At 62.8% G+C, this 26,190-nt stretch carries 24 protein-coding genes; 12 read left to right on the top strand and 12 right to left on the bottom strand.

Annotated features, from left to right (window positions below):
* Positions 1–72: 72 nt before the first annotated feature.
* Positions 73–1,233, bottom strand: coding sequence for an MFS transporter (locus CKW40_RS10195; RefSeq protein WP_095199813.1), 1,161 nt, complete (start codon positions 1,231–1,233; stop codon positions 73–75).
* Positions 1,234–1,325: 92 nt separating this feature from the next.
* Positions 1,326–2,501, bottom strand: a complete 1,176-nt coding sequence (locus CKW40_RS10190; protein WP_095200260.1) for an MFS transporter — start codon at positions 2,499–2,501, stop codon at positions 1,326–1,328.
* A 270-nt stretch (positions 2,502–2,771) separates the two neighbouring features.
* Here CKW40_RS10190 and CKW40_RS10185 point away from each other — a divergent pair, with 270 nt between their 5' ends.
* The 4 genes from CKW40_RS10185 to CKW40_RS10170 all read left to right on the top strand — a co-directional run bounded on the left by CKW40_RS10185 (position 2,772) and on the right by CKW40_RS10170 (position 8,931).
* Complete coding sequence (locus tag CKW40_RS10185; RefSeq protein ID WP_095200259.1) at positions 2,772–4,349, top strand: trimethylamine methyltransferase family protein; 1,578 nt, start codon at positions 2,772–2,774, stop codon at positions 4,347–4,349.
* 164 nt (positions 4,350–4,513) lie between these two features.
* Complete coding sequence (locus CKW40_RS10180) at positions 4,514–4,999, top strand: endonuclease domain-containing protein (RefSeq protein WP_095200258.1); 486 nt, start codon at positions 4,514–4,516, stop codon at positions 4,997–4,999.
* Complete coding sequence (locus CKW40_RS10175) at positions 4,996–7,566, top strand: GcvT family protein (RefSeq protein ID WP_095199812.1); 2,571 nt, start codon at positions 4,996–4,998, stop codon at positions 7,564–7,566. Before CKW40_RS10180 ends, CKW40_RS10175 begins: the two co-directional genes overlap by 4 nt.
* 9 nt (positions 7,567–7,575) lie before the next feature.
* The gene (locus CKW40_RS10170; RefSeq protein WP_095199811.1) at positions 7,576–8,931 is read left to right on the top strand and encodes a M24 family metallopeptidase; all 1,356 of its coding nucleotides are present in this window, start codon (positions 7,576–7,578) and stop codon (positions 8,929–8,931) included.
* On the opposite strand, the gene CKW40_RS10165 is transcribed toward CKW40_RS10170, so the two are convergent.
* A complete protein-coding gene (locus tag CKW40_RS10165) occupies positions 8,896–9,723 on the bottom strand; it encodes a phosphate/phosphite/phosphonate ABC transporter substrate-binding protein (protein ID WP_095199810.1) in 828 nt (275 codons plus the stop codon). The genes CKW40_RS10170 and CKW40_RS10165 overlap by 36 nt on opposite strands.
* Positions 9,724–9,815: 92 nt before the next feature.
* Positions 9,816–10,826: a fatty acid desaturase gene (locus CKW40_RS10160; protein WP_179297908.1), complete on the bottom strand. Its 1,011-nt coding sequence runs from the start codon at positions 10,824–10,826 to the stop codon at positions 9,816–9,818.
* Between the two features lie 230 nt (positions 10,827–11,056).
* Between CKW40_RS10160 and CKW40_RS10155 the strand changes: the two genes are divergently transcribed.
* Complete coding sequence (locus CKW40_RS10155; protein ID WP_095199809.1) at positions 11,057–11,914, top strand: helix-turn-helix domain-containing protein; 858 nt, start codon at positions 11,057–11,059, stop codon at positions 11,912–11,914.
* Between the two features lie 153 nt (positions 11,915–12,067).
* Positions 12,068–13,090 carry a betaine--homocysteine S-methyltransferase gene (gene bmt / locus CKW40_RS10150; RefSeq protein ID WP_095199808.1) on the top strand — a complete coding sequence of 341 codons (1,023 nt, stop codon included), beginning with the start codon at positions 12,068–12,070 and terminating at the stop codon, positions 13,088–13,090.
* Between the two features lie 15 nt (positions 13,091–13,105).
* Here the strand turns inward: bmt and CKW40_RS43700 are convergent, their stop codons facing one another.
* The 3 genes from CKW40_RS43700 to CKW40_RS10135 all read right to left on the bottom strand — a co-directional run bounded on the left by CKW40_RS43700 (position 13,106) and on the right by CKW40_RS10135 (position 16,486).
* Positions 13,106–13,375: a hypothetical protein gene (locus tag CKW40_RS43700; RefSeq protein WP_179297907.1), complete on the bottom strand. Its 270-nt coding sequence runs from the start codon at positions 13,373–13,375 to the stop codon at positions 13,106–13,108.
* Positions 13,376–13,763: 388 nt separating this feature from the next.
* Entirely contained in the window at positions 13,764–15,923 is a 2,160-nt protein-coding gene (locus CKW40_RS10140) for a vWA domain-containing protein (protein ID WP_095199806.1), read from the bottom strand.
* Between the two features lie 2 nt (positions 15,924–15,925).
* Positions 15,926–16,486, bottom strand: coding sequence for an RNA polymerase sigma factor (locus CKW40_RS10135; protein WP_095200256.1), 561 nt, complete (start codon positions 16,484–16,486; stop codon positions 15,926–15,928).
* A gap of 122 nt (positions 16,487–16,608) precedes the next feature.
* Here CKW40_RS10135 and CKW40_RS10130 point away from each other — a divergent pair, with 122 nt between their 5' ends.
* Positions 16,609–17,271, top strand: coding sequence for a chromate transporter (locus CKW40_RS10130; protein ID WP_198421143.1), 663 nt, complete (start codon positions 16,609–16,611; stop codon positions 17,269–17,271).
* Complete coding sequence (locus CKW40_RS10125) at positions 17,271–17,819, top strand: chromate transporter (RefSeq protein ID WP_095199804.1); 549 nt, start codon at positions 17,271–17,273, stop codon at positions 17,817–17,819. The genes CKW40_RS10130 and CKW40_RS10125 overlap by 1 nt, the downstream gene beginning before the upstream one ends.
* A gap of 17 nt (positions 17,820–17,836) precedes the next feature.
* Here the strand turns inward: CKW40_RS10125 and CKW40_RS10120 are convergent, their stop codons facing one another.
* The 3 genes from CKW40_RS10120 to CKW40_RS10110 form a co-directional block, all read right to left on the bottom strand.
* Positions 17,837–18,574 carry a dienelactone hydrolase family protein gene (locus tag CKW40_RS10120; protein WP_095199803.1) on the bottom strand — a complete coding sequence of 246 codons (738 nt, stop codon included), beginning with the start codon at positions 18,572–18,574 and terminating at the stop codon, positions 17,837–17,839.
* Positions 18,575–18,716: 142 nt separating this feature from the next.
* Positions 18,717–19,430, bottom strand: a complete 714-nt coding sequence (locus tag CKW40_RS10115; RefSeq protein ID WP_095199802.1) for a hypothetical protein — start codon at positions 19,428–19,430, stop codon at positions 18,717–18,719.
* Positions 19,431–20,007: 577 nt separating this feature from the next.
* Positions 20,008–21,582: a trimethylamine methyltransferase family protein gene (locus tag CKW40_RS10110; RefSeq protein WP_095199801.1), complete on the bottom strand. Its 1,575-nt coding sequence runs from the start codon at positions 21,580–21,582 to the stop codon at positions 20,008–20,010.
* Positions 21,583–21,871: 289 nt separating this feature from the next.
* On the opposite strand from CKW40_RS10110, the gene CKW40_RS10105 reads away from it, so the two are divergent.
* A complete protein-coding gene (locus tag CKW40_RS10105) occupies positions 21,872–22,570 on the top strand; it encodes a corrinoid protein (RefSeq protein WP_027046950.1) in 699 nt (232 codons plus the stop codon).
* 85 nt (positions 22,571–22,655) lie between these two features.
* Here the strand turns inward: CKW40_RS10105 and CKW40_RS10100 are convergent, their stop codons facing one another.
* Positions 22,656–22,793: an entericidin A/B family lipoprotein gene (locus CKW40_RS10100; RefSeq protein WP_095200255.1), complete on the bottom strand. Its 138-nt coding sequence runs from the start codon at positions 22,791–22,793 to the stop codon at positions 22,656–22,658.
* Positions 22,794–22,857: 64 nt separating this feature from the next.
* Here CKW40_RS10100 and CKW40_RS10095 point away from each other — a divergent pair, with 64 nt between their 5' ends.
* Positions 22,858–23,487: a DUF1638 domain-containing protein gene (locus tag CKW40_RS10095; RefSeq protein WP_095199800.1), complete on the top strand. Its 630-nt coding sequence runs from the start codon at positions 22,858–22,860 to the stop codon at positions 23,485–23,487.
* Here CKW40_RS10095 and CKW40_RS10090 read toward each other — a convergent pair.
* Positions 23,439–24,422: an NAD-dependent epimerase/dehydratase family protein gene (locus tag CKW40_RS10090; RefSeq protein ID WP_244571150.1), complete on the bottom strand. Its 984-nt coding sequence runs from the start codon at positions 24,420–24,422 to the stop codon at positions 23,439–23,441. The two genes, CKW40_RS10095 and CKW40_RS10090, sit on opposite strands and share 49 nt — an antisense overlap.
* Positions 24,423–24,569: 147 nt before the next feature.
* Between CKW40_RS10090 and CKW40_RS10085 the strand changes: the two genes are divergently transcribed.
* Positions 24,570–25,145 carry a DUF4893 domain-containing protein gene (locus CKW40_RS10085; RefSeq protein WP_095199799.1) on the top strand — a complete coding sequence of 192 codons (576 nt, stop codon included), beginning with the start codon at positions 24,570–24,572 and terminating at the stop codon, positions 25,143–25,145.
* 90 nt (positions 25,146–25,235) lie between these two features.
* On the top strand, positions 25,236–26,018 hold the full coding sequence (locus CKW40_RS10080) for a formyl transferase (protein WP_095199798.1): 783 nt from the start codon (positions 25,236–25,238) through the stop codon (positions 26,016–26,018).
* The last annotated feature ends 172 nt before the right edge of the window (positions 26,019–26,190 follow it).

The raw sequence follows: 26,190 nt of genomic DNA, 5'->3' as shown, positions 1-26,190 counted from the left end.
AGGCATGTTTCGGCACGCAACATCGACATGCCGCGTCCGATATTCAAGAGTTGCGGCACCCAAGCCAACGATTCAGGCCTTCCCGCGACCGGCGACGCTCGCGACCGCCAGGACCAGGCACATGAGGCCAAGCGTGATCGGCAGGCCTCTTGCGCCCAGTATGTCCATGGCGGTGCCAGCCAACGGCGGCACGGCGATGCCGCCGACGCCCCACATCAGCGAAAAGGCAGCGTTGCCGGCGACCAGCGTCGAGCCGGTGAAGCGCTCGCCAAGCTCGATGATCGACATGGTGTAGATGCCGTAGGACACCGCGCCCCAGACAAAGATCATCGGCCAGATCAGCGGCGTTTCGATGAGAAGCGGCAGCAGCAGGCATCCGAGCACCGTCAAGGAAACACAGGCAAGCCGCACCAGGCGCGCGGTCAGCCTCTCCGCCAGCAGGCCGAGCGGCACCTGCATGGCGATATTGCCGGCGATCATCATCGACAGCAGCGCCGACATGCGGACTTCCGCGATGCCATAGTGGGTGCCATAGACCGGCAGCAAGGCCAGCGCCCCCTGTTCGAACCCTGCGGCCACGATGACCGCGAACAGAAGCAGCCACGCCATCGGTACGAAGCCCAGGACGGAAACCCGATGCCCGGCCTCGTCCACCTTCGGCAGGCGCGGCAGCACCGACGCCAGGCAGATGCCGCACAGCACGAAGGCGCAAATGCCGACGAGGAAGGGCGGCCATCCCTGCGTGCCGACGGCAAGCAGGCAAAGCGGCCCGGCCGCGAAGCCGGCCGAGATGATCGTCGAATAGACGCCCATGATGCGCCCTCGCCGGGCCGGCGGTGCCAGTGCGATCACCCAGATTTCGCTCAACACATAGAGCGGATTGGTCACCACGCCGATCAGGAAGCGCAGCGGGAACCAGAGATAGACATTCTGCGTCCAGCCGATCAGCGCCAGCACGACGGCCGAGAGCGCCGCACAAATGAGCGCCGTGCGCCCTGCCCCGAACCGCCGCGCCAGCGCCGGGATCAGCGGCGACGAGACGATGAAGCCGATCGGCGTCATCGCCGCCGACAGGCCGATCATCGCCGGCGAGACGCCCTGCCGCTGCAGGATGAAGCTCAGCAGCGGATAGGACAGGCCCTGCGCGATGGCGAACACCGAGACGGTCGCGATCACGCCGGTGATCGCCGCCCATTGCATTGCTTCGCCAGTTTCCGAATCCGTCGCGGCCATGGTCCTACCGTTGCTGTACGGCAGGATTAGCGGCTCGGCCAAACAACGATAGATCCCGCCGGCGAAAAGCGCTTGCTCCAGCCAGGTCCATGTCAGGAGACCCGGCGTTGCGCGGAGCGGTATAGAGCGAAGGCGACTAGGACCGCGTCGAGACCGGCGATCACCACAGGCAGGCCCAGCGGGCCGATACCTTGCATCAACAGGCCTGCGCCCGGCGGGCCGACAATGCCGCCAACGCCCCACAGCAAGGCGAAGGCCGCATTGCCGGTGACGAGCAGCGTGCCCTTGAAGCGGCTGCCGAGTTCCACCAGCGCCATCGTATAGACGCCGTAACCGACAGCACCCATCACCAGCAGCACACCCCAGATCAGCGGTGTCATGATCAGCAGCGGCAGCAGCGCCGCACAAACCATTGTCGCCACCGCGCAGGCCACGATCATCGGGCGGCCGCCGAACCGCTCCGCGAGCAGGCCGAGCGGGATCTGCAACAGGATGTTGCCCAGGGACAGCGCCATCACCAGCGCGGCCAGCACGGCTTCCGGCAAGCCATAGCCGGCGCCAAAGACCGGGACCAGCGCATAGGTGCTTTGCTGGACGGCGGCCGAGACCAGAACCGCCAGCAGCAGCGCCGGCGCCAGCCTGGCAAAGCCGATGAAGCTGCCGGCAGGCTGGCCGTCATCCTCGAAACCGGTGAGCTTTGACGAGACAAGGCGCAGAATGACCGCACAAAGCAAGAAGCCGCCGATACCGACGCTGAAGGGCGCCCAGCCCGATGTACCGACCAGGGTCAAGGTGAAGGGTCCCGCAGCATAGCCGGCGCCCATCAGCGTGTTGAACACGCCCATCACCCGGCCGCGCCGCGACGGCGGCGCCAGCGACAGCGCCCAGACTTCGCCAAGGATGTAGAGCGGGTTGATGACGACGCCGATGATGAAGCGGATGACGTACCAGGCCACCCAGTTCTGCATGTAGCCGATCGCCAGAAAGCACAGAGCGCCGATCAGCGAGCAGCCGACCGCCAGGTTGCGCGCTCCGACCAGCTGCACCGCCGCCGGCACGAACGATGCAGACAGGATCAGCCCGAGCGGCATCATCGCCGCCGACAGACCGATCAGCCCGGGCGACATGCCTTGCTTCTGCATCAGAAGCGTGAACAGCGGCGAGCTTAGCCCTTGCGCGGCGCCGAACATGGCAAGCGCGGCGGTGACGCCGGCAAGCGCTGCCCACTGCGTTCCCGCTTCGCCTTCGCTCGAGCCGGTTGCCACCATTCCGTCATTCCATATGAGGTGCCGGCCATGTGAGGTGCCGGCAGACCTCCCAGCCGGCAAGGTCACTGCTACGGGTTCAATCCGGGGAAAGAAAGGGCCGGCAGGGAAATCCGCTTGCGCCAACCCGACGGTGATCAGGCGAATGTCGCCGCCGCGCAACTGCAGTTCCGGCATGTCGCTTCCCTCGCCCTAGTGGTCGCCGCCTCCGCAATGGCCGGCGGGCCGCCGGTCCATTATGCCGCCCGCTGTTCGTACCGCATGAGGACCACCATGACCGCCGCCCTACAATCTGCAGAACCGGGCCAGGCACCCGACCGTGCCCGCCGTGGCGGCCGCGCTGGAAAACGCGCCGGAGGCTCGGCCGCCTTCGAGCAGCCGGCTTTCCGCCAGTTGAAGAACCCGCTGACGCCGACCAGGCTGGTGTCAGACGACGAGCTGGAATCGATCCACCTCGCCTCCTTGCGCGTGCTCAGGGAGATCGGCGTCGACGTCCTGCACGACGAAGCTCGCCGCATCATGAAAACGCATGGCGCGGATGTGCGCGAAGGTAGCGAGCGCGTGCGCTTCGACAGCGACATGATCCTCGATTTGATCTCGAACTGCCCGTCGGAATTCACGCTGCATGCCCGCAACCCTGCGCACAACGTCCGCTTCGGCGGCAACAATGTGATCCTGTCGATGATGGCGTCGGCGCCGAACTGTTCCGACATCGATCGCGGCCGCCGACCCGGCAACCAGGCGGACTACCGCAACTTCCTGCGCCTGGCGCAGATGCACAACATCCTGAACTGCACCGGTGGCTATCCGGTCGAGCCGACCGACATCCATCCATCGGTCCGCCACCTCGAATGCATCCGCGACCTCGCCACGCTGACCGACAAGGTGTTCCACATCTATTCGCTCGGCAAGGAGCGCAATGTCGACGGCATCGAGATCACCCGGATCGCGCGCGGCATCAGCCACGAGCAACTGCTCGAGGAGCCGTCCGTCTTCACCATCATCAACACCAACTCGCCGCTCAAGCTCGACGTGCCGATGATGGAAGGCATCATCCAGATGTCGAGCAAGGGCCAGGTCGTTGTCGTCACGCCCTTTACCCTGTCGGGTGCGATGGCGCCGGTGACCATCGCCGGCGCGCTGGTGCAGCAGAACGCCGAGGCACTGTCCGGCATCGCCTTTGCCCAGATGGTGCGCAAGGGCGCGCCTGTCGGCTATGGCGGCTTCACCTCCAATGTCGACATGAAGTCCGGCTCCCCGGCCTTCGGCACGCCCGAATATATGAAGGCGCAGCTCGTCGGCGGCCAGCTTGCCCGCCGCTACAATATCCCCTACCGCACCTCCAACACTTGCGCCGCCAACACGGTCGACGCGCAGGCCGCCTATGAGAGCGTGTTCTCGCTGTGGGGCGCCATCCAGGGCGGCGGCAATCTGATGATGCACGGCGCCGGCTGGCTCGAAGGCGGCCTGCGCTGCTCCTACGAAAAGACCATTCTGGACATCGATCTGTTGCAGATGGTGGGCGAATTCCTGACCCCGCTCGACCTGTCCGACGAGGCGCTCGGCTTCGACGCCATCCAGTCGGTCGGCCCCGGCGGCCATTTCTTCGGCACCCAGCACACGCAGGACCGCTACAAGACCGCCTTCTACTCGCCGATCCTGTCCGACTGGCGCAATTTCGAGACCTGGGCGGAAGCCGGATCGCCGACGGCGATGGAAAAGGCCAACAGGGTGTGGAAAGAACGGCTGGCATCCTATGACGAGCCCTACATGGACCCGGCGATCCGCGAGGAGCTCAACGATTTCGTCCAGAAGCGCACAGCCGAAGGCGGCGCGCCGACCGATTTTTGATCATCCGTGTTGTTGATGAACTGATCTTTCGTATGGATTTGATGAACGGTCGACCCCCACTCCGTCGAGCTGCGCTCGACACCTCTCCCCCGATCGACGGGGGAGAGGAAGGGCGCGAAGCGATCTCAGCTGGCTCCCTTCCTCTCCCTCCGGAGGGGGGAGAGGTGGCGCCGCGAAGCGGCGACGGAGTGGGGGAAGCCGCTGGTCAAACCCGTAGTCGCCGCAAAACGGGCACCACCCAGCGAGCCAGAAAACTCAGGCAAGGTGACAACCAGGCCGAAGCACTGCTTTGGCTTGAGTTAAAAGCCCGCAAACTTGGCGGCTACAAGTTCACGCGCCAGTTTTCCATCGGACCTTTCTTCGCAGACTTCGCCTGCCGCGAAAAATGGCTCGTCGTCGAACTCGACGGCTCACAACACGCCGACAGTTCCTATGACGGCCGCCGCGACGACTTCATGCGCGCTCAAGGCTATTCGATCCTGCGTGTCTGGAGCCATGAAGTCCTGAAACAGCGTACTTCCGTCTGTGAAACCATTCTTGCCGTGCTTGACGGCAGGCTGGCCGAAGACACCATTGTCTCCGACCTTCGTTTTGTCTTCACACCGCGCTCATCCGATTCAATTTCTCTAAAAACGGACCTATCTTCATGAAATCCCACGTAAAAGCGGTTGTCATCGGCGGTGGTGTCGTCGGCTGCTCGGTGCTCTATCACCTGGCCAAGGCCGGCTGGACCGACATCATGCTGATCGAGCGCTCGGAACTCACCTCCGGCTCGTCCTGGCACGCGGCGGGCGGCTTCCATACCCTGAACGGCGACCCCAACGTCGCCAAGCTGCAGGCCTACACCGTGCAGCTTTACAAGGAGATCGAGGAAATCTCCGGCCAGTCCTGCTCGCTACATCTGACCGGCGGTGTGATGATGGCCGATACGCCGGAGCGCATGGATTTCCTGCGTCTGGCCCACGCCAAGGGCCGCTATCTCGGCATGGACACCGAGCTGATCACGCCGTCCGAAGCCAAGGCGATGTTCCCGCTGATGGATGAGAGCAACTTCGTCGGCGCCATGTGGGATCCGGTCGAAGGCCATCTCGACCCATCCGGCACCACCATCGCCTATTCCAAGGCGGCCAAGAAACTCGGCGCCGAGATCGTGCTGCGCAACCGCGTCGTCGACCTGACGCAGCAGCCGGATGGCACCTGGAACGTTGTCACCGAACAAGGCACGGTCCACGCCGAGCATGTCGTCAACTGCGGCGGCCTGTGGGCGCGCGAGATCGGCCGCATGGTTGGCGTCGAGCTGCCGGTGCTGGCCATGGAGCACATGTACCTGCTCACCGAGCCGATGCCGGAGGTCGAGGAGTTCAACAAGTCGACCGGCCGCGAGATGATCGGCGTGCTCGACTTCAAGGGCGAGATCTACACCCGCCAGGAGCGCAACGGCATCCTGCTCGGCACTTATGAAAAGGCCTGCAAGCCGTGGTCGCCGGTCAACACGCCATGGGATTTCGGCCATGAACTGCTGCCGCCGGATCTCGACCGCATCGCGCCGTCGCTGGAAATCGGCTTCAAGCATTTCCCCGGCATCGAGAAAGCCGGCATCAAGCAGATCATCAACGGCCCCTTCACCTTCGCGCTGGACGGCAACCCGCTGGTCGGCCCGGTGCAGGGCCTGACCAATTTCTGGTGCGCCTGCGCCGTCATGGCCGGCTTCAGCCAGGGCGGTGGCGTCGGTCTCGCGCTGTCCAACTGGATGGTGCATGGTGATCCCGGCTTCGACGTCTGGGGCATGGATGTCGCCCGCTTCGGCGAATGGGCCGGCCTGCGCTACACCAACGCCAAGGTGCGCGAAAACTATTCGCGCCGCTTCTCCATCCGCTTCCCCAACGAGGAACTGCCGGCCGCGCGCCCTGCGCAGACGACGCCGCTCTACGACACCATGCTCGCCAACAACGCCGTCATGGGCGACAGCTGGGGCCTGGAAACCCCGCTGTGGTTCGCGCCGAAGGGTAAGGAGCCGAAAGACATCGTCTCCTTCCATCGCTCCAACGATTTTGGCCCGATCGGCGAGGAAGTGCGCGCCACGCGCGAGCGCGTCGGCGTCACCGAAATCGCCAACTTCGCCAAATACGAAGTGTCGGGACCGGGTGCGGAAGAGTTCCTCAACCGGCTGATGACCAACCGCATGCCGAAGGCCGGCCGTATTGTGCTGACGCCGATGATCAACGAATTCGGCAAGCTGATCGGCGACTTCACCATTGCCAAGGCCGGTGAAGACCGCTTCATGATCTGGGGCTCGTCGGCCGCGCAGAAATACCATATGCGCTGGTTCGAAAAGCACCTGCCGAAGGACGGTTCGGTGCGCATCCACCGCTTCGACCAGACGCATGTGGGTCTGTCTATCGCCGGGCCGAAATCCCGCGACCTCTTGCAGAAGCTGGTCGACGTCGACATTTCGACCAAAGCCTTCCGCTTCATGGATTTCCGCGAGATGGCAGTCGGCGGTGCACCGTGCCTGGTGAACCGCATCACCTATACCGGTGATCTCGGCTACGAGATCTGGATGGCACCGGCCTATCAGCGCCTGGTGTACAAGGCGATCAAGGACGCCGGCGAGGAGTTTGGTCTCGTCGATTTCGGCATGCGCGCCCTGCTGTCCATGCGCCTGGAAAAGAACTTCCCGACCTGGTTTCGCGAGCTGCGGCCGATCTACGGCCCGTTCGAAGGCTCGATGGACCGCTTCATCAAGCTGGAGAAGAACGACTTCATCGGCCGTGAGGCTGCCGCCAAGGAACAGGCGGAAGGTCCAAAGCTGCGCCGCGTCTCCTTCATCGTGGATGCGGCGGACGCCGATGTCATGGGCGACGAGCCGATCTGGGCCAAGGTCAGCAAGGACTACGGCTCGGTGGAAAAGCCGCATGGCTACGGCGCGCCGCGTTTCGACGACAAGGGCAAGGAAGTGCGTGGCTCCAAGGCCGCCGAAGGCGCGTCCGCCGTGCGCGGCATTGTCGACGGCGACTGGCGCGTGGTCGGCTGGGTGACCTCGGGCGGTTATGCCCATTATGTCCAGAAGTCGATGGCGCAAGGCTATGTGCCGGCAGCACTGGCCGAGGATGAAAGCGCCGGACTGTTCGAGATCGAGATTCTCGGACATCGCCGCCCGGCGCGCATCAATGTCGAGGCGCCTTTCGACCCGAGCGGCGAGAAGATGCGGACCTGAGGTTCGACCATGGACAGCGCGGCGCCAAAAGGCAATTTCGGCCGCCATCGCAAGATCATGCCGTTCGAGCCCGGCTCGATCGAGGAATTGCGTGAAGGCTCCCGCCAGAAAGCGGCGTCACTCAACCAGCATGTGCTGGGCTATGGCGCCCAGGCTGAGGCTGAATGGGCTGCGGCAGGCATTGCCGCCCCCGATCTTCCGGCGATGCGGAAATACCGGCTGGAGCGCATCCGCGCCGAACTGAAGCGCCGCGGCTATGCCGGCGCCCTGCTCTACGATCCCGTCAACATCCGCTACGCCACCGATAGCACCAACATGCAACTGTGGGTGGCGCACAATCCGACACGGCATTGCTTCGTCGCCACCGAGGGACCGGTAGTGCTGTTCGACTATTTCTCCTGCGAGCATCTGTCAGACCATTCCGGCGTCGTCGACGAGGTGCGACCGGCCGTCTCGTGGATGTATCTCTACGGCGGCGAACTCACGGACCAAAAGGTCCGCCGCTGGGCCGCCGGCATTGCCGATCTTGTGAGGGAACATGGCGGCGGCAACAGCCGCATCGCCGTCGACCACCTCAATCCCGAAGGGGTCGAGGAACTGGCTCGACTTGGTATCTCCATCGGCAATGGCGAAGCGGTGATGGAGAATGCGCGGCTGATCAAATCGCCGGACGAAATCCTCGCCATGCGCCGCGCCATCGTCGCTTGCGAGGCGGCGATGGGCGAGATGGAGCAGGCGCTAAAACCCGGCATCTCCGAGAACGAATTGTGGGCGGAACTGCATCGCGGCAACATTGCGCGCGGCGGCGAATGGATCGAAACGCGCCTGCTGGCGTCAGGCCCGCGCACCAATCCGTGGTTCCAGGAATGCTCGTCGCGCGTGATCGAAGCCGGCGACCTCGTCGCCTTCGACACCGACCTGATCGGCCCTTACGGCTTCTGCGCCGATCTGTCGCGCACCTGGCTTTGCGGCGACGCCAAGCCGACCAATGAGCAGCGCGACCTGTTCCGCATCGCCGCCGACCAGATCGAACACAACACTGAGTTGATGCGGCCCGGCACTTCGTTCCGCGACCTTGTCGAACGCTCGGCCGTGCCGCCGGGAGATTGCTTCCCGACCCGCTACGGCGTGCTCTATCACGGCGTCGGCCTCGCCGACGAATACCCGACCTTGCCGCATGCCAGCGACTGGACGTCAGACACGCCGGACGGCGTGCTCGAACCAGGGATGGTGCTGTGCGTGGAAAGCTATATCGGCCGGTTGGGTGGGCGCGAGGGCGTCAAGATCGAGGAACAGATCCTGATCACCGACGCCGGCAACGAGCAGCTTTCAACCTACCCGTTGGATGCGAGGCTGCTCGGCTAGACCAGCGAGGGCTTCGCGCATTGCCCGCACTGTCTTTTCCGGCGTCGTCCTGGCTGTGATGAAGGGCAGGCCCTTGCGCCGTGCCGTCCACCCGACGACAACCACCTTGCGGGCCGCCGGCTCGAAACGCTGCGCCAGCGCCCAGCTCTCGCAGTCGATCGCGGCTATGTCAGCCCTGCCCTCGGCGACAGTGACGATCGAGGCCCGATGACCGCCGCTTGCGCTGCGCGCCGAAAAGACGTCGAGGCTTTCGCCGGCCGCCTGCAGGTCGCGCGTCAGCCCGATAATGCCCGACATCGAATCCAGGCTGTTGAAGGTGAAGCGCTTGCCACGCATCAGCTCGAGCGGCAGCAAGGCCTTGCCGTCCGCGGGCGATCGGGCCTCAGGCCCCTCGCCTGTCCGCATCACCAGCGCGCTGGAATAGCGCTCGCTTTGCCCGCCTTCATAGGCGTCGTAGCTCGGCTGGCCGACCACTTGCACATGGCTGGACAGGCCGAGTTCCATCGGCCCCCAGCAGGTCTGCGCGAACAGCAGAGCCGGGTGCAGCCAGAGCTGGTGATAGTCGAGTTCATCCGGCGGCAATGTCGCCGGATCAGGCGCGATCAAGGCTCCGTTGATATCGCGTATCCCGCCCGGCACCGGCGGCAGATCGCCATTGCGGCGCACGATGGTTTGCGGCGCATCGATGCCCTTCTGCCGGAAGGCGTCGCGCAGCAGCAGCCATTGCGCGTCGACCTCGTCGCGCGCTTCAGGCCAGTCATACATCGGCAGGGCCGCAATCGATTCACTCATGCCGATATCAAATCATCATGTCTTGAGAAAGGATCGCAAAAACGCGGCGTCCAATCAGAATTGGCCGACACGGGATCCAGGGATGCCCCGAATTATTCCTTGGGCGGCTCGGCGGGCACCGGCGCGGTGCCGAGCCCATTGATGTTGCGCGCCCGGATGCGTGGCTTGAACGCCCGGCCATGCTCAGGCGCGCGCCGCAGCACCGGATGCACGATCGGCTCCTTCGCTTTGAAGGCATAAGCTTTGATCAGCGCGAAATAGTTCGGATAGGCATAGCCATTGTTCATCCGCAGCCATTCGTCACGGCGGTCGCGAAACAGTTTCGGCAGCTTGTACCAGGCGACCGTCGGGGTCTTGTGGTGGACGAAGTGCAGATTGTTGTTGAGGAACAGATATGACAGCGGCGAGCGCTCGATGATCACCGTGCGGCCTTCCGGGTGCTCGGACCACTGATGCTCGGCAAAGGTGCGGATCGCAATCAGCGACTGGCCGAGCCAGACCGGCGCCAGAATGTAGAGCCACAGCGGAATGCCGAAGCCGAACTGCACGATCGGCGCCACGATGGCGAGGCCGATCGCATGCAGCAGCCAGGCTTTGCGGATCGCCTTGTCGCCAGCCATCATCTGCTTGAAATCGTCGATAAAGAAGCCGATGCAGGACAGCCAGGGGCCGAGGAAGAACCGGCCGGCCATGGTGTTGTTGATCTTGAGCGGGAACTTCATCGTCGGCGGCAAATCGTCGTGCTGCCACAGCGCCTGGTAATAGCTCTCCGGATCGTCGAGCGGATCGGTCAGCCGGTCGTCGGCATGGTGACGCAAATGCAGCGTCTTGAAGCGGCGGAACGGCCAGACCAGGCCGATCGGCAGGAAGACGAAGGCTTCGTTGATCAACGCGCTGCGCGTCGGATGGCCATGCAGCACTTCGTGCATGATCGACGACTGCAGTGCCAGGATAAAGCCGAGGAGAGCGAGAGCCACGATGGGATAGGACGGCCAGAGCAGGAAACCGGTGGCGAGCCATGTTCCGTAACAGAAGAAAGCGAGAACCACGGTCGGCCACTCGATCGCCGGTGCGTTGCGTCGCTTGATGCTCTTGCCTGTCATGCTATCGACCACTGTCCTTCAGTCGCCGGAACCCCCAATGGTTCCTGACAGCATAGTGTCAGGAGAAACGATTCCACTCAACGCGACAAAGTATACAAAATGTTGCGATTGCGCATTTTTGACCGCACATGTTACACATTGTAAACAAGCTTAGGGATTCATTTACGCCTGAGACGCCCCGCCGGGCCGCTCCGGCGCAAATTTTTCCTCAAGATTCGGAGGACTCGACGATGGACAAACGCGACCTGTCAGCAATCTTCCGGGAGCGTCTGAAGCTGCTCCTGACACGTTCCGACCTCAACCAGTCGGCATTCGCGTCAGCTGTCGGCATCGACCGGTCGGCGCTGTCGCAGCTGATGTCGGGCGCCTCGACGCGCCTGCCGCGCGCCGAAACGCTGCTCAACATCGCCGCCGAATTCAAGGTGTCGCTCGACTGGCTGCTCGGCCTCAGCCAGGACGAAGGGGTCACCGGCGAAATCCGTGAAAGCCTGGAGATCGAGGAAGCGCCCGACGGCTTCGACCGCACGCTGCTCGCCAAATGGTTCGCCGAGGCCGCGGGCACCAAGATCCGCTACGTGCCGGCCGGCATTCCCGACCTCCTGCGGACCCGCGCGCTGGTCGACTACGAGGCCAACATCACCAACAGGAGCCGCCTGGCGCAGGCCAGCGAGACGCAATACCGCATCGAATACAATCGGCGCCCGGAAACCGACATGGAAGTCTGCATGCCGCGCCACACGCTGGAGATCTTTGCACGCGGGCTCGGCGTGTGGGACCGTTTTCCGGAGGCCGACCGCCGGCAGCAGCTCGCCCATATGGCGACGCTGCTCGACGATCTCTACCCGACCTTCCGCCTGTTTCTCTATGACGGCCGCATGCGTTATTCGATCCCGCTCACCATCTTTGGCCCCTATCGCGCCGCCATCTATGTCGGTGACATGTATGTCGTGCTGAACGCTACCCAGCCGATCCAGGCGCTGACCCAGCATTTCGACAATCTGATCCGCGCCGCCGACATCAACCCACACGAGGCGGCCGCCTACGCGCGCAATCTGGCCGGGATGTCGTTTCCATCAGGCTCTGCCTGATCGATAGCAATCGCGGCCAGTCGACCGGCCTTGGCCGTCGATATTGCCAAGGACCAGGTCAATCACGTTGCCGAAAGGTCGCGGCAAATCATTGACTGGACATAAAGACTTCTTTATATCCTTATTCGAATTCGAAACACGAAAGCCAATCCGATGACGACGACCAATCCGATCGATGCCCTGCTGGCTGAAAAGGGTGTGCTGCTGGCCGATGGCGCCACGGGCACCAACCTGTTCGCGATGGGCCTGGAGGCCGGCGAGGCACCGGAACTGCTGAACGAGACGGCGCCCGACACCATCACCAGCCTGCACCAGAATTTCGTCGATGCCGGCGCCGACATCATCCTGACCAACTCCTTCGGCGCCACCCGCCACCGGCTGAAACTCCACCATGCGCAGGACCGCGTACATGCGCTGAACAAGCGCGCCGCCGAGATCGCGCGGGCCGTTGCCGACAAGGCCGGCCGCAAGGTGATCGTTGCCGGCTCCGTCGGCCCCACCGGCGAATTGCTGGTGCCGCTCGGCGCCATGACCTATGACGAGGCGGTCGACGCTTTCGCCGAGCAGATCGACGGCCTCAAGGAAGGCGGCGCCGAAGTCGCCTGGATCGAAACCATGTCGGCGCCCGACGAGATCCGCGCGGCCGCAGAAGCCGCGATCCGTGTCGGCCTGCCCTATACCTATACCGGGTCCTTCGACACCGCCGGCCGCACCATGATGGGCCTGCTGCCGAAAGACATCCACGGCGTCGTTGACGGGCTGTCGCAGGCGCCGCTCGGCGTTGGCGCCAATTGCGGCGTCGGCGCCTCCGATATCCTGGCATCGCTACTCGACATGACCGAGGCGAAGCCGCAGGCGACCGTGATCGTCAAGGGCAATTGCGGCATTCCCGAATTCCGCGGCACCGAGATCCATTATTCCGGCACGCCGGAACTGATGGCCGACTATGCCCGTCTCGCTGTCGATGCCGGCGCCAAAATCGTCGGCGGCTGCTGCGGCACGTCGTTCCAGCATCTTGCCGCCATGCGCAAGGCGCTCGACGCCCACACCAAGGCGGATCGTCCGACGGTCGAAACAATCGTCGAGCGCATCGGCCCGATGCGCAACAAGGTGGCGACGGAAAACACCGCCGAGACCAGCGAAGCCCGCCGCGAGCGGCGCCGCAGCCGGGCCTGAAGCGATAGATTTCGATTATTCGCTGTTGTCGGCGTAGCTCGATTGCGCCGACTTGAAGTCGACCACATTGTCGCCGCGCATCGTCATCAGCGCACCGGACGAAGCCGGATCGGTGATCTGTTCCAGCATGGCGCGGAAGCGGTCATTGGTCAGCGCCGACAGGGCGGTGTGACGCGCCTGCGCGACATCGTCGCTGATGCGTCTGGATTCGGCCGATGGGGCTGATGAAACCGGCGAAGCGTCTCGCACCGGAGGCGGCAAGTTGACAATAGTCCTGATCTGCAATTCCGGCTCCCTCAAGCCCTGTAAACATGGCCGGTGTAGCAAGAGGAAATTGCGATCCGGTACCGGAAATACCGCGAAGTTTAACGATCATGCGGGTTAAGGCCGCGCCGTAGGATCTGTTGAGATTCAGGTCAGGCCGCGCCGAGAATGGTGGTTTCCGAGACCGGAGCGGAGCGTACTTGAAGTACGCGAGCTCAGTTCTACTGCGACGCAGTAGAACGGGGAAGCGCAGGAAGCCGCCATTCGCAGGCCGGTCTCACCTGAATATCAATAGATCCGAAAAAAGGCCGGCAAGGGAAGGATCCCTCGCCGGCCTGCCTCACCCGCCCGTAGGCCGGTTTCCCCTGTCAGAACGATCCCATCTGAAAGAAACCGGCCGTCATCGCCACTACCGGTTACCGCCCAGCGCCGAGGCAAGGCGCACGAGCGAGAGGAACTCGGACCTGTACCCAAACGGGTCGGCTCCTCGGGCGGCGGTGGCAATCTCCATAATCTTGTCGTAACCGAACTTCGCGGTCGCATCCTCGTCGCGCAGCTTCTGGCCGAAGGCGGCGACCGCGACGGAGAAACGCTGGTCGGTGCTGGCTTGGTCGAAGGACGCCACCTCATTGGCCGATGTCACAGGGGTGGTGATCAGCTTCGAGACGTCCTCGTTCGGCAGCTTGTAGCGGATCTTGACGAAGGCATATTCGTCCGCATTGGCGACGCCGCCATTGTTGACCGTGGCCTGGCCATAGCGCAGCGGGTCGATCTGCTCGCCACCGCTGCCTTTCGGCGTGATCTCATAGATCGCCGTGACCGAGTGGCCCGAACCGATATCGCCGGCATCGACGCGGTCATTGTTGAAGTCCTCGCGGTTCAGCGCCCGGGTCTCGTAGCCGATCAGCCGGTATTCCGCGACCTTGTTCGGGTTGAACTCGACCTGGATCTTCACGTCCTTGGCGATCGGGAACAGCGTCGAGGAGGCATCCTCGACCAGCACCTTTTCCGCCTCTGCCAGCGTGTCGATATAGGCCGCGGTGCCATTGCCGTTCTGGGCGATGGTCTGCATCATCTGGTCGTTCAGATTGTCGTGGCCGAAGCCGAACACCGACAGGAAGACACCGCTCTTGCGCTCCTGCTCGATCAGACGCTTCAGATCATCGTCGTCGCTCTGGCCGACATTGAAGTCGCCATCGGTGGCCAGCATCACCCGGTTGACGCCGTCCTTGACGAAGGATTGCTGGGCAAGCTTGTAGGCCTCCTTGATGCCTGCCTCGCCGGCGGTCGAACCGCCGGGCGTCAGATTGTCGATGGCATTGAGGATCTTGTCCTTCTCGGCAGCCCTGGTCGGCATCAGCACGGTGCCGGCCTCGCCGGCATAGGTGACGATGGAGATCGTGTCGTCAGCCTTGAGCTTGCTGACCAGCAGCCGGAATGCCGACTTGAGCAGCGGCAATTTGTCCGGTTCGTCCATCGAGCCCGACACATCGATCAGGAACACCAGATTGGCCTTCGGCTGCTCGGTCGGCTTGATGTCGAAGCCCTTGATGGCGACATGCATCAGCTTGGTGTGCTCGTTCCACGGTGTCGGCATGACGCTGACGGTCGAGTTGAACGGCGTCGACGCCGAGTCCGGCCCCTTCCAGTCATAAGGGAAGTAGTTGATCATCTCCTCGACACGCACCGTGTCGGCCTGCGGCACGGAGCCTTCCTTCAGCGAACGGCGCACGAAGGAATAGGAGGCGGTGTCGACGTCGATCGAGAAGGTCGAGACCGGATCCTCGAGTGCGGCATGCACCGGATTGGTCTTGAAATCCTGGACGCGGTTGCGGTTCTCCTCCTGCGGTGCGACCTGATCCGCCGGCGCCATGGTCGGTTGTGGCGCCATCAGCTTGGACTCGGCAGCCGGCACGCGGGCAACCCGCGATGCGTAGGGCGCGGTCGTGGTGCCATCCAACGCGAACTCGCCTGTCGGCGCCGGCGCTGGCTTGTAAGCCTGCAAAGTGTCCGACTCCGGCTGGTTGATTGTTGGCGGGGCATCAGCCGGCACACCACGTCCCTGCGCATTCTGCTGCGCCACGCCACCAACGGCAGTCGATTCGGATTTCGGCGGTGCGACCGGCGTAGCCAGCACGTCATTGGCGTCGCGGCTTTCCACATCCGCGTCGGCCTTCTTGTCCTTTGCCAACTCTGTCGGAGCCTGCTTCGGCTCGGCCGGCTTCAACGTCGCCGGCTTGTCGGCCAGCGTCTCGGTGATCTTTTCATCGCCGCCGAATTCGGGCGGCTGTTCCCTCAGCAGATGGAAGGTGGCGTATCCGGCGATCGGCAGGGCGACGAGCCCGGCAAGAGCCGGCGTGGCAATGAGTTTCTTTTTCATGATCTCGCTCCAGAGCTTTTGTGCTCGCTCTGTGAGACGAAGGCCGCCGGCCGATCCTTGGGTCACGGCGGAAATATTTTCCTGATCATAGGCGCGCAGGGCGGCTTCGAAGGCGCGCGCCTTCGCGCTCTCGCCCGGCGCCGGTACTGCTGCGTCGCGCAGTTTGTTCAGTTCGTTGTCGTCGACCATGGTCACACTTCCCCGGCTGAACGCATCAGCGTCTTCAGCCGTTTCTTCGCTTCATGGATGTGCCAGGAAACCGTCGTCTCCGAGATCGCCATCGCCTCGGCGGCGGCCGCGTGGCTCAAGCCCTCGCCATAGACCAGCAGCACGGCGTCGCGTTGCTTGTCCGGAAGCTGCCGCACGGCGGCCCACAGCGCCTCGGCCGGATCCTCGCTCTCGGCCGGGGCCTCGCCCGAAATCAGCGCGTGGACGCCATAAGCCTCGGTCTTCACCGTCTCGCGCGCGGTCTTGCGCATCATATCGCGCGCCGCGTTCATCGTCACGGAATAGAGCCATGTCGTGAAGGCGCCGCCGCCGCGATAGTCGCGGATCGCCTTGCCGAGCCGGACACAGACTTCCTGGGCGATGTCTTCGGCATCGGCCTTCTTGCCGCACCAGCGATAGGCGGCGCGATAGACGAAGTCGTAGTGGCGCTCCAGCAATGTGCCGAAGGCCCCCCTGTCTCCGCCCTTCGCCCGCCCGATCAGTTCGGCGTCGGAGGCTTCGCTCTCATCCAGCATCATCGCCATCATTTGCCTGTTGGACGAAGGCTAATGGCTAATCCTTGGGGTGATGCAAAGATTTTTTTCAGCCCAGCGCTTTGACGTTTAAATCGCCTGCCAGGACTGCTTCACATCAGGCGCAAGAAAGAGTGACCCGCTGGCATCAAGCATGGTGCTGGCAATTCCATGTCGACTCGGGTCTCTGCGTCTCTTGCCACAGTCCAACACAGAGATGGCTGCGGCCAGAAACGTCGAACATGTCGAAACCGGAAACACCACCCGCCCCCAGCTGCTCGCAGCTGTTCTGGGTCTTCACACGCATCGCACTAACGAGTTTCGGGGGTGGCGTGAGCGGCTGGCTGCTCAGGGAATTTGTTCAGAACCGCAAGTGGATGACGCAGGAAGAATTTCTCAACGGCCTGTCGATTTCCCAGGCCCTTCCGGGTGTGAACGTCAAGAACATGGCCGTCTGGATCGGCTACAGGCTTCTTGGCTGGCGTGGCGCCATTGTTGGTTTTGTCGGCATCATCGTTCCGCCCGCCATCATCATCGTCCTGTTGGGAACAATATTCTCATCGCTGTCGCGCTACGCGCTGACGCATGTGGCGCTGACCGGAGCCGCCGCGGCGGCCGTTGGCCTGTCGCTTTCGATGGGCATCACGGCCGCGCGCGCAGTGCCTCGAAAGGCTGTTCCCATTGCGATCATGGCCGGCACATTCATTGCCGTCGCGCTCCTGCACTGGCCGCTTTTCTGGGTCGTTCTCGCGGCCGGATTGGTGAGCGTGGCCTACGCCTACGCCAGGGCAAGCTGATGAGCGAGATCCCACACACATCGTTGTTGCTGAGCTTGCTGGCGGTATTTGCTCCGCTCTCCCTCGTTACCATCGGCGGCGGACAAAGCGCCATTGCCGATATCAACCGGCAGGTCGTCGACGTCCAGTGGCTGAGCCAGGCGCAATTCGTCGATGCCTTCGCCATCTCGCGGATGGCCCCGGGACCGGGATCTCTGCTGGTAACGCTGATTGGCTGGCAAGTCGCGGGTTTTTGGGGCGCCGTCGTTGCAACGTTGGCAATTTTCGGCCCGACCACCTTTCTGATCTATGCGGTCGCCCATATGTGGTCCCGCAATGGCGGCGCGCGCTGGAAACGCGCGCTGGAGACGGGGCTCCGGCCGGTCGCCGCCGGGATGATCCTCGCCTCGACCTATGTGTTGCTACAGGCCATCGATGGCGGCTGGTTCGCGCGCGCCGTCGCATTGGCATCGACGGCAACGCTTCTTCTGACCAAGGTGAATCCGCTGCTTTTGATCGGCGCAGGCGTGGTCATTTTCGTCGGGCTTCATGCGATCAGCTTGGCCTAGGCAATCCGCACGACGGCTTAGATCAGGGTTTCGGCAAACAGCGTGATCAGCCTTTGCCAATGCCGCTCGGCACCGGCTTCGTTGTAGACGCTGTGGTCCGGCACGCACCAGCCATGCGCCATGCCGACATAGTTCTCGATCGCGTGGTCGACCTCGGCATTGCGCAAAGCCTCCTCCAGCCGCGTCGATTGTTCCGGCGGAAAACTCCGGTCGACGCCGGCCATGCCGACATAGACCCGCGCCTTGATGGACGCCGCCTTGCGGTGCGGGCTGTCGGCGACATCGCTGGCGAGATTGCCGCCATGGAAACTGGCGGCGGCCTTGATCCGGTCGGGATAGGTCGCGGCGGCGTTTAGCGCCCGCGCACCGCCCATGCAATAACCGACGGTGCCGATCGGCCCGGTGACGTCCTCGGCCGAGAGCGCATCGAGAAAGGCCGCGCTGTCGCCGATGGTCATTTCCTGCGTCGTGCCGGTGACCAGCGCCATCAGCGCTGCCTTGGTCTTTTCCTCGGTAAAGGCTGTCTTGGCATCGAACGGACCATAAGGCACGTTGCGATAGAACAGGTCCGGCACCAGCACCGCATAACCTTCGCCCGCCAGCCGCTCGGCCATGCCGTCGAGCGCCGGGCGCGGACCAAAGGCGTCCTGGTAGACAATGACACCGGCCTTGGCCGGGGAGGCCTTGGCCGAGCGGAACAGGCCCGCCTTCGCCACGCCGTGATGGGTCTTGATCCGAAGGTCCTGCTTGGTCATTGCCTGCTCCGTTTTTCAGATGCGGGATACATATCCGCGCGAGCTGCCACGGCAAGGCATTCCTTGAAAGTACCCGTCAACATTTCGTGCAGGATGGCGTGACGCGCTCGCAGGCTCCTGAGGCTCGACGTGGAAGGCTGGATCAGCCGGCGGCCAATGCGAAGCTCGCCATGTGGAAGGCCTGGACATCAGGCGGATAGCGATATTCCGTGCCATAGGGACAGGCATTACGGTCGAGGCAACCGCCGCTCCGGCATGGTCCGCCATTCGCTCCCCGAACATGCGCAAGGCAGGCCTGATAGGCGAACCCTTCCCTGGAGTATGCATCGACCGGGCAGGATTTCAGGCAGGGTTTTGCGACACAGGCGTCGCAGAGATGGATCGTCTCGCCCTGCTGCGGAAGCGCGATCTCGTCCTCGAACAGCAGCGCGCCACGATAGGCATGCCAAAGCCCGTAGTGCGGGTGCATGAGAATACCAAGCGGCGACAGTTTCAGCCCCTCCGCACGCATCGCCCATTGCTGGAATGGCAGATAAGGCCTGTCGGAGGGAGAGACGGCGCGCGCGCCAAACGCTTCCGCCACAGCACCGATAACCTGCCGCGACCAGCTGTCGAGTGGATTGGCGATTGTCTGTGGCTGCTGCTCCCGCCAACGCAGGAAATGCGGCCAGGGTGCCGCCCCCGCTTGCCCGACCAGCAGCACGGACCTTGCCGGCGCGCCCGAGGCGCCGGGCGGTGGCGTATCATCTGATATAAAACTGAAGCCACCGCGAAGAATGAGACCATGGGCGGCAAGAGCTTCAGCGACACCGTCAAAATGATGCCGGGAACCGTGTGATTGTAGCCCAAGGGACATTACATCGGACATTGTCGCCCTATGAAACTCTGGAACTCCGCGACTCTCGTGTTGGGTCGTGAGGGTGAGAGCAGCCCGAAATAGTACGGCTCCATGCCTTTCCCCGATCATCAACAATCGTCAGTGAGCATCTAAAGGGGTTCTCGTCACGCCTGCAGAAATCGATACCGAAGCCATCTCTTGGTAAATCGAACTCGACTTCAATCGAAGACGCTTGGAACCTCAAGTCCTTGGCTGCTGCTTGCCCTTCGATCATCGAACGATGTCGCCTTATCAACGAAGCGAAGGCTGGTAGTGCCGCACACGACCCTTCTGACAACTCGATCCGAATTTTGGATGTCGAATTCTCTCGTGCCAACGAATGGAGCATCCCAATGCCCCAATACCCATCAACGTCGTTGTTGCGGCTTACAAGGGAGCTGACCACATCGTTCGCAACACCCTTGAAAGCACTCCTTCGAGCCATGTCGGCCTCCGCGCGCAATCACCCCTTCTTGTCCGGATCGGAGAAGGCGCTCCGCCAGACTTCCTTGTGGATGATGTTGGCGACTTTAGCCCCGCCTGACTCGGGCTCCTTTCAGGTGAAGGCGTCGGGCATCGACCCCTTCTTCTTGGCGATGAACTCCTTCAGCGCTTCGTCGATGCTCGGGTCGAGATGCGGCGCCTCATAGCTTTCCAGCCAGCGGCGGGCGAGTTCGTTGGCGCGCTGCGGCGCGGTCTTCTCGCCCTCGGCCAGCCACTGCTCGTAGGAATTGTTGTCGGCGATGTTGGAGCGGTAGAACGCCGTCTGGAAATTCGCCTGGGTGTGGTCGCAGCCGAGATAGTGGCTGCCCGGGCCGACCTGGCGGATGGCGTCCATCGCCTGGCCATTCTCCGACAGGTCGACGCCTTCGGAAAACTTCTGCGTCATGCCGAGCTGGTCGATGTCCATCATGAATTTTTCGTAGCAGGAGGCGAGGCCACCCTCGAGCCAGCCGGCCGAGTGAAGGACAAAGTTGGTGCCGGCCAGGATGGTCGAGTTCAGCGTGTTGGCGCTTTCATAGGCCGCCTGCGCATCTGGAACCTTGGATGCGCACAGCGAACCGCCGGTACGGAACGGCAGGCCGAGACGGCGTGCGAGCTGCGCGGCGCCATAGGACACCAGCGACGGCTCCGGCGTGCCGAAGGTCGGCGCGCCGGACTGCATCGAGATCGACGAAGCGAAGGTGCCGAACAACACGGGCGCGCCCGGCCGGATCAACTGCGTGAACGACGCGCCGGCCAGCACTTCGGCCAGTACCTGTGTCAGCGTGCCGGCCACCGTCACCGGGCTCATCGCGCCGGCCAAGATGAACGGCGTGACGATGCAGGCCTGGTTGTGGCGCGAATAGACTTTCAGGGCGCCCAGCATGGTCTCGTCGAACACCATCGGCGAGTTGGCGTTGATCAGGCTGGTCAGCACCGTGTTGTTCTCGACGAAATCGTCACCGAAGACGAGCTTGGCCATGGCGACGGTGTCCTCGGCGCGTTCCGGCGCCGTCACCGAGCCCATGAACGGCTTGTCCGAATATTTTATGTGCGAATAGACCATGTCGAGATGGCGCTTGTTGACCGGCACATCGACCGGCTCGCACACCGTGCCGCCCGAATGGTGGATCGACGGCGCCATATAGGCGAGCTTCACGAAATTGCGGAAATCCTCGATGGTCGCGTAGCGCCTGACGCCATCGAGATCGCGCACGAAGGGCGGGCCATAGACCGGCGCGAAGACGGTGGCATTGCCGCCGATCTGCACCGAGCGTTCCGAATTGCGGGCGTGCTGGGTATAGACGGACGGTGCGGTCTTCAGCAGCGAACGGCAAAGCCCCTTCGGGAAATGCACGCGCTCACCCTTGACGTCGGCGCCGGCCTCTTTCCACAGCTGCAGCGCTTCGGCGTCATCGCGGAAGATGATGCCGATTTCCTCGAGCACCGTATCGGTGTTCTTCTCGATCAGCGCCAGGCCTTCCTCGTCGAGCACCTCATAGACGTTGATCTTGCGCTTGATATAGGTGAGCTGCGTGCCAGGTCCGCCGCCGGAGCGCGCCGCGCGCCTGGCCGCCGCTCCGCCGCTCGCACCGCGCCCACGTCGCGCGTTTGACGCTTCCTGGTCGACTGCCGCGTGTTCGCTCATGATCGCTCTTCCCTGAATATGGCCTGGCCTGACGATGGCTGGTCCGTAACCGTTGCGGCCGCATGGCGCGGCTTTCGCCGGATCGTAGCCATGCACCCTATTCGAAACGGCCCGTCCGCGCCAACGCCTGTCGCAAAATCGACAAGAAAACCAATAGATTTTCCAGTCGCTTTCCTTTTGCGGGAAGTCGCAAATCAGCTATGGATACCCGCCCATTGCGGGTTAGGTATGAACGCCAAAATTTTGTGCCTTGCGACACAGTCGCGATGCCGTGAGGAGCTGGATAAAAATGTCCGACGACGAGATCATCCTTTCTGAACTTTCCGACGACGAGTTGGTGCAGCAGATGCACGACGATCTCTATGACGGCTTGAAGGAAGAGATCGAGGAAGGCACGCGCATCCTGCTGGAGCGCGGTTGGGTGCCCTACAAGGTGCTGACCGAGGCGCTGGTCGAAGGCATGCGCATCGTCGGCGAGGATTTTCGCGACGGCATCCTGTTCGTTCCCGAAGTGCTGCTGTCCGCCAACGCCATGAAGGCCGGCATGTTTATCCTGCGTCCGCTGCTCGCCGCCACCGGCGCGCCGAAGCAGGGCAAGATGGTGATCGGTACCGTCAAGGGCGACATCCACGACATCGGCAAGAACCTGGTCGGCATGATGATGGAAGGCGCCGGTTTCGACGTCATCGATCTCGGCATCAACAATGCGGTCGAAAAATATCTCGATGCGATCGAGCAGCATCAGCCCGACATCATCGGCATGTCGGCGCTTTTGACCACCACCATGCCCTACATGAAGGTCGTCATCGACACGATGAAGGAAAAGGGCATCCGCGACGATTATGTCGTGCTGGTCGGCGGCGCGCCGCTCAACGAGGAATTCGGCAAGGCCGTCGGCGCCGACGCCTATTGCCGCGATGCCGCGGTGGCGGTCGAGACCGCCAAGGACTTCATGAAGCGCAAGCATAACGTTCGCGCTTCCGCCTGACCCAAGGCATCAGGATGGAAAGACAAGAAAAGCCGCGCCTTGCAGCGCGGCTTTTTTGTTCCCAGATGATGGACGAGGCTGCCGATCAGTTGGCGACAGTGTCCTTGACCGCCCTTGCCGTCGATTTGACGTCCTTGCCGACGCCGCGGACGGTGTTCGCGCAAGCCGTAAGGGCCAGGGCACAGGCAAGAATGGCAATCGGTGCGATGCGTAGCAGTTTCATGGACGGTGTCTCCCTCAACAGATAAATTAGCCCCATAGCAACGAAGGCCGGCTTGACTGGTTCCATGGCCAAAACACAGAAAACGAAACCGAATCAAGACGACAGGCTGCTCGTCATCGCCTGCGGGATGATTGCGCGTGAGGTATTGGCCGTCAAGGAACAGCTCGGGCTCGATCACCTCGAACTGACCTGTTTGCCGGCGGAGTTTCATTTCTATCCCGACCGCATCGCGCCCGCCATGGACAAGGCGATCGAGAAGGCCAAGGCGCAAGGTTACGAGCACATCTTCGTCGGCTATGCCGATTGCGGCACTGGCGGCCTGCTCGACCGCGTCATCGAGAAGCATGGCGTCGAGCGCATGGCCGGCCCGCATTGCTTCGCCTTCTATCAAGGCATGGAGGCCTATGCGAAGGTCGCCGACGACGACATGATGTCCTTCTACATGACGGACTTCCTGTGCCGCCAATTCGACGCCTTCTTCATGAAGCCGCTCGGCCTCGACAAGCACCCCGAGCTGATCAAGGACTATTTCGGCAACTACGAGAAGCTGGTCTATCTCGCCCAGACCAACGACCCGGAACTCGACAAGGTCGCGGAAAAGGCTGCCGCCCTGCTCGGCCTCGCCTATGAGCGCCGGGCGACCGGCTATGGCGACCTGACGGCCGGAATGGCGCAGGCGGCGAAGGTCGCCTGAGCGCGATTTGCCCTAGGCAGCCCCTCCTCCGGCCGTAGCGCCGCCAGCACATCAGCAAAGCTCGTCTTGCAGACAAAACCCAGCCGGTCTTTCGCTCGCGACGCGTCATAGACACGGTCGATGGAGGAAAACATCGTCCAACCCATTCGTGCGTAAAGAGCCGGAAAGCCCGGAAAATAGCGCGCGACGACCGATGGCGCGTCCCTGATCAGCATGTCGCAGTCGTCGGACCGGAATGGTGTCGGCGCACAGATAATGAATGTATCGAAGCCAAGCTGCGGCGCCTTCTCCAACGCGGCGACATGAGCTTCCGCCGCATCTTCCACCGTCAGCCGGCGGAACAGCAATTCGTTTGCCTTGGTGTTGGCATCGGACTGTTCGATCGCATGCGCCATGTCATCGACTTCGGGAAAGAAGCGCGCCGTGCGCAAAACCACGACCGGCAGGCCATGCTGAAGATTATAGAGACGACAGAGATGTTCGGCTGAAAGCTTGGTGACGCCATAGATGTTGCGCGGCTCGGGCGACATCTCTTCCGTCAGCCAGGCGGCCTTTCGCGCACCGCCCTTGAAGCCGTCGCGTATCGCCTGCGAGATCATCAGCGAAGTCGTCGAGGTGAAGACGAAGCGCTGCACGCCGGCCGCCACCGCCGCGTCGAGCAGATTCAGCGTACCTTGCACATTGGTGGCGACGAAATCGCTGTTGGCGCGGCTCTCTATATTGGGCTTGTGCAGCGCGCCGCTGTGGATGATGGCTTCGATACGACTATCCCCGACCGCCCGCATGACCAGATCGCGATCGGCGATCGAGCCGATCATCTGCGTTTCAACAGATGGAACCGGGTCAAGACCGATCACCTCATGGCCAAGCGCGCGCAGGCGCGGCGCCAGCGCGCTGCCCAGCCAACCCGACGATCCCGTGAGCAAGATTCGCATGCGTCACCATGATTTTTGACGGTGACGCTGTTAAGCACGGATGACAGGCGTGGGCGACCCGATAAAATCAGGCATCGGCCGGCAACGGCGCCGCTCCAGACATTAACTGCCATTTTTATCACTGCCATTTTATCCAGGGAGTTCCAGATGATCCTTCGTCCACTGCTTGCAGCCATCGGCCTGCTTTGGTGCACCCTGCCCGCCCTTGCCGACGGCCAGGTGCAGAAGCTGATCACGCCTGCCGACAAGGCCCGCCTCGACAAATATGGCGAGACGCGCAAGGCGGCGCTCGCCGAGGCGAAGGCCGGCAACCCGGCCGACGTCAAACAGCTCGATGCCTTGCTGGCGAAGCCGCTGGTATCGTTCTCCGACAAGGACCTGACCGGCAACTGGAAGTGCCGCACAATCAAGGCGGGCGGGTTGAGCCCGCTTGTCATCTATGGCTGGTTCAAGTGCAAGGTGACTGACGATGGCTCCGGCTGGCGGCTGGAAAAGATCAGCGGCTCGCAACGCACCCAGGGCCGCTTCTTCGACGATGGCGAGAAGCGCTCGATCTATCTCGGTTCCGGCTCCGTCAACGACGATCGGGCAAAGCCCTATGGCAGCGGTCCGCAGACCGACCAGGTCGGCTACGCCTTCCGCACCGGCGCCAGGGAATGGCGCATCGAACTTCCCGCGCCCTATTACGAATCGAAGCTCGACATCATCGAGTTCAAGCGCTGAGCGTGGTCATCAAGATTTAACCCCATTCCGGCACAAATTCCGGCCAGCAGTGCGCGGCAGGCGGCCGCGTGCAAGGCAGGGAAGCAGGTTATGTCTTCACCGGTTGGAACCAGCGCGCCGATCGTCGTCGTGACCGGCGGCGGCCAGCATGTCTGGGCCATGATCAACGCAATCGCCGATCGCGTTGGTCCTGTCAGCGTCGTCCTCGAAACCCCTGAATCCAAAAAGCAATTGCTGCGCGGTCGGGCTCGCCGCCAGGGCTGGGTCTCGGCCATCGGCCAGCTTGGCACCATGGTGCTGAGCAGGCTGGGCAAGCGGCTCCTGGCTAGCCATAGCGCGCGATTGATCGCGGAGGAGAAACTGGACGTTGAGCCGCGACCAGACCAGGAAATCATCCAGGTGGCCTCGGCCAATGGGCCTGAGTGCCTGCAGGCGATCCAAAAAATCCAGCCAGGCGTCGTGCTGCTCAATGGTTGCCGGCTGATCTCGGCCGGGATGCTGAGCAAGATGCCCTGCCCGGTGCTCAACTATCATGCGGGCATCACACCGAAATATCGCGGCATGAATGGCGGCTATTGGGCTCTGGTATCAGGTGATGCGCAGAATTTCGGCACGACTGTCCACCTCGTCGACGCCGGCGTCGACACTGGCGGCGTGCTGAAGCAGGCGCGCGGCAGACCGAAAAAAGGCGACACCATCTCAAGTCACGCGCTACGCCAGGCGGCGTTCTCGCGCGACATATGCGTCGAGGCCATCAGCGATGCGCTGGCTGGAAAACTCACGACGATCGATCCCGGCCTGCCTTCGAAACAATGGTATCATCCGACGATCTGGTTCTACGTGTGGACCGGCCTCAGAACCGGAATCTGGTAGGCTTTGTCAGCCCCCAACCGCATAAAGCCAGACGGCTTTTCCCGTGCGCCGATCCTGCCTCATGTGCGCGTCGCGAACGAATAAACGCACCTTTCATTTTACGACATTGAAATGCGTCGCTTTTGAATGCGCGCGCGTCGTCCCATAACAAGCGGCCCCACTGCGCATGCGG

Source organism: Mesorhizobium carmichaelinearum (assembly GCF_900199455.1).
Taxonomy (GTDB): Bacteria; Pseudomonadota; Alphaproteobacteria; order Rhizobiales; family Rhizobiaceae; genus Mesorhizobium; species Mesorhizobium carmichaelinearum.
Note: the sequence above shows the minus strand (reverse complement) of the source record. Positions and strands in the feature narration are given on the sequence as shown.

Bases quoted from the DNA above. Each gene is read 5' to 3' on its own strand.
- CKW40_RS10090 (WP_244571150.1), bottom strand. From the start codon at position 24,422: ATGCGAATCTTGCTCACGGGATCGTCGGGTTGGCTGGGCAGCGCGCTG.
- CKW40_RS10100 (WP_095200255.1), bottom strand. From the start codon at position 22,793: ATGAAACTGCTACGCATCGCACCGATTGCCATTCTTGCCTGTGCCCTG.
- CKW40_RS10085 (WP_095199799.1), top strand. From the start codon at position 24,570: ATGATCCTTCGTCCACTGCTTGCAGCCATCGGCCTGCTTTGGTGCACC.
- CKW40_RS10125 (WP_095199804.1), top strand. From the start codon at position 17,271: ATGAGCGAGATCCCACACACATCGTTGTTGCTGAGCTTGCTGGCGGTA.
- CKW40_RS10095 (WP_095199800.1), top strand. From the start codon at position 22,858: ATGGCCAAAACACAGAAAACGAAACCGAATCAAGACGACAGGCTGCTC.
- bmt (WP_095199808.1), top strand. From the start codon at position 12,068: ATGACGACGACCAATCCGATCGATGCCCTGCTGGCTGAAAAGGGTGTG.
- CKW40_RS10155 (WP_095199809.1), top strand. From the start codon at position 11,057: ATGGACAAACGCGACCTGTCAGCAATCTTCCGGGAGCGTCTGAAGCTG.
- CKW40_RS10185 (WP_095200259.1), top strand. From the start codon at position 2,772: ATGACCGCCGCCCTACAATCTGCAGAACCGGGCCAGGCACCCGACCGT.
- CKW40_RS10160 (WP_179297908.1), bottom strand. From the start codon at position 10,826: ATGACAGGCAAGAGCATCAAGCGACGCAACGCACCGGCGATCGAGTGG.
- CKW40_RS10165 (WP_095199810.1), bottom strand. From the start codon at position 9,723: ATGAGTGAATCGATTGCGGCCCTGCCGATGTATGACTGGCCTGAAGCG.
- CKW40_RS10195 (WP_095199813.1), bottom strand. From the start codon at position 1,233: ATGGCCGCGACGGATTCGGAAACTGGCGAAGCAATGCAATGGGCGGCG.
- CKW40_RS10120 (WP_095199803.1), bottom strand. From the start codon at position 18,574: ATGACCAAGCAGGACCTTCGGATCAAGACCCATCACGGCGTGGCGAAG.
- CKW40_RS10190 (WP_095200260.1), bottom strand. From the start codon at position 2,501: ATGGTGGCAACCGGCTCGAGCGAAGGCGAAGCGGGAACGCAGTGGGCA.
- CKW40_RS10170 (WP_095199811.1), top strand. From the start codon at position 7,576: ATGGACAGCGCGGCGCCAAAAGGCAATTTCGGCCGCCATCGCAAGATC.
- CKW40_RS10135 (WP_095200256.1), bottom strand. From the start codon at position 16,486: ATGGCGATGATGCTGGATGAGAGCGAAGCCTCCGACGCCGAACTGATC.
- CKW40_RS10110 (WP_095199801.1), bottom strand. From the start codon at position 21,582: ATGAGCGAACACGCGGCAGTCGACCAGGAAGCGTCAAACGCGCGACGT.
- CKW40_RS10105 (WP_027046950.1), top strand. From the start codon at position 21,872: ATGTCCGACGACGAGATCATCCTTTCTGAACTTTCCGACGACGAGTTG.
- CKW40_RS10080 (WP_095199798.1), top strand. From the start codon at position 25,236: ATGTCTTCACCGGTTGGAACCAGCGCGCCGATCGTCGTCGTGACCGGC.
- CKW40_RS10175 (WP_095199812.1), top strand. From the start codon at position 4,996: ATGAAATCCCACGTAAAAGCGGTTGTCATCGGCGGTGGTGTCGTCGGC.
- CKW40_RS10115 (WP_095199802.1), bottom strand. From the start codon at position 19,430: ATGTCCCTTGGGCTACAATCACACGGTTCCCGGCATCATTTTGACGGT.
- CKW40_RS10140 (WP_095199806.1), bottom strand. From the start codon at position 15,923: ATGGTCGACGACAACGAACTGAACAAACTGCGCGACGCAGCAGTACCG.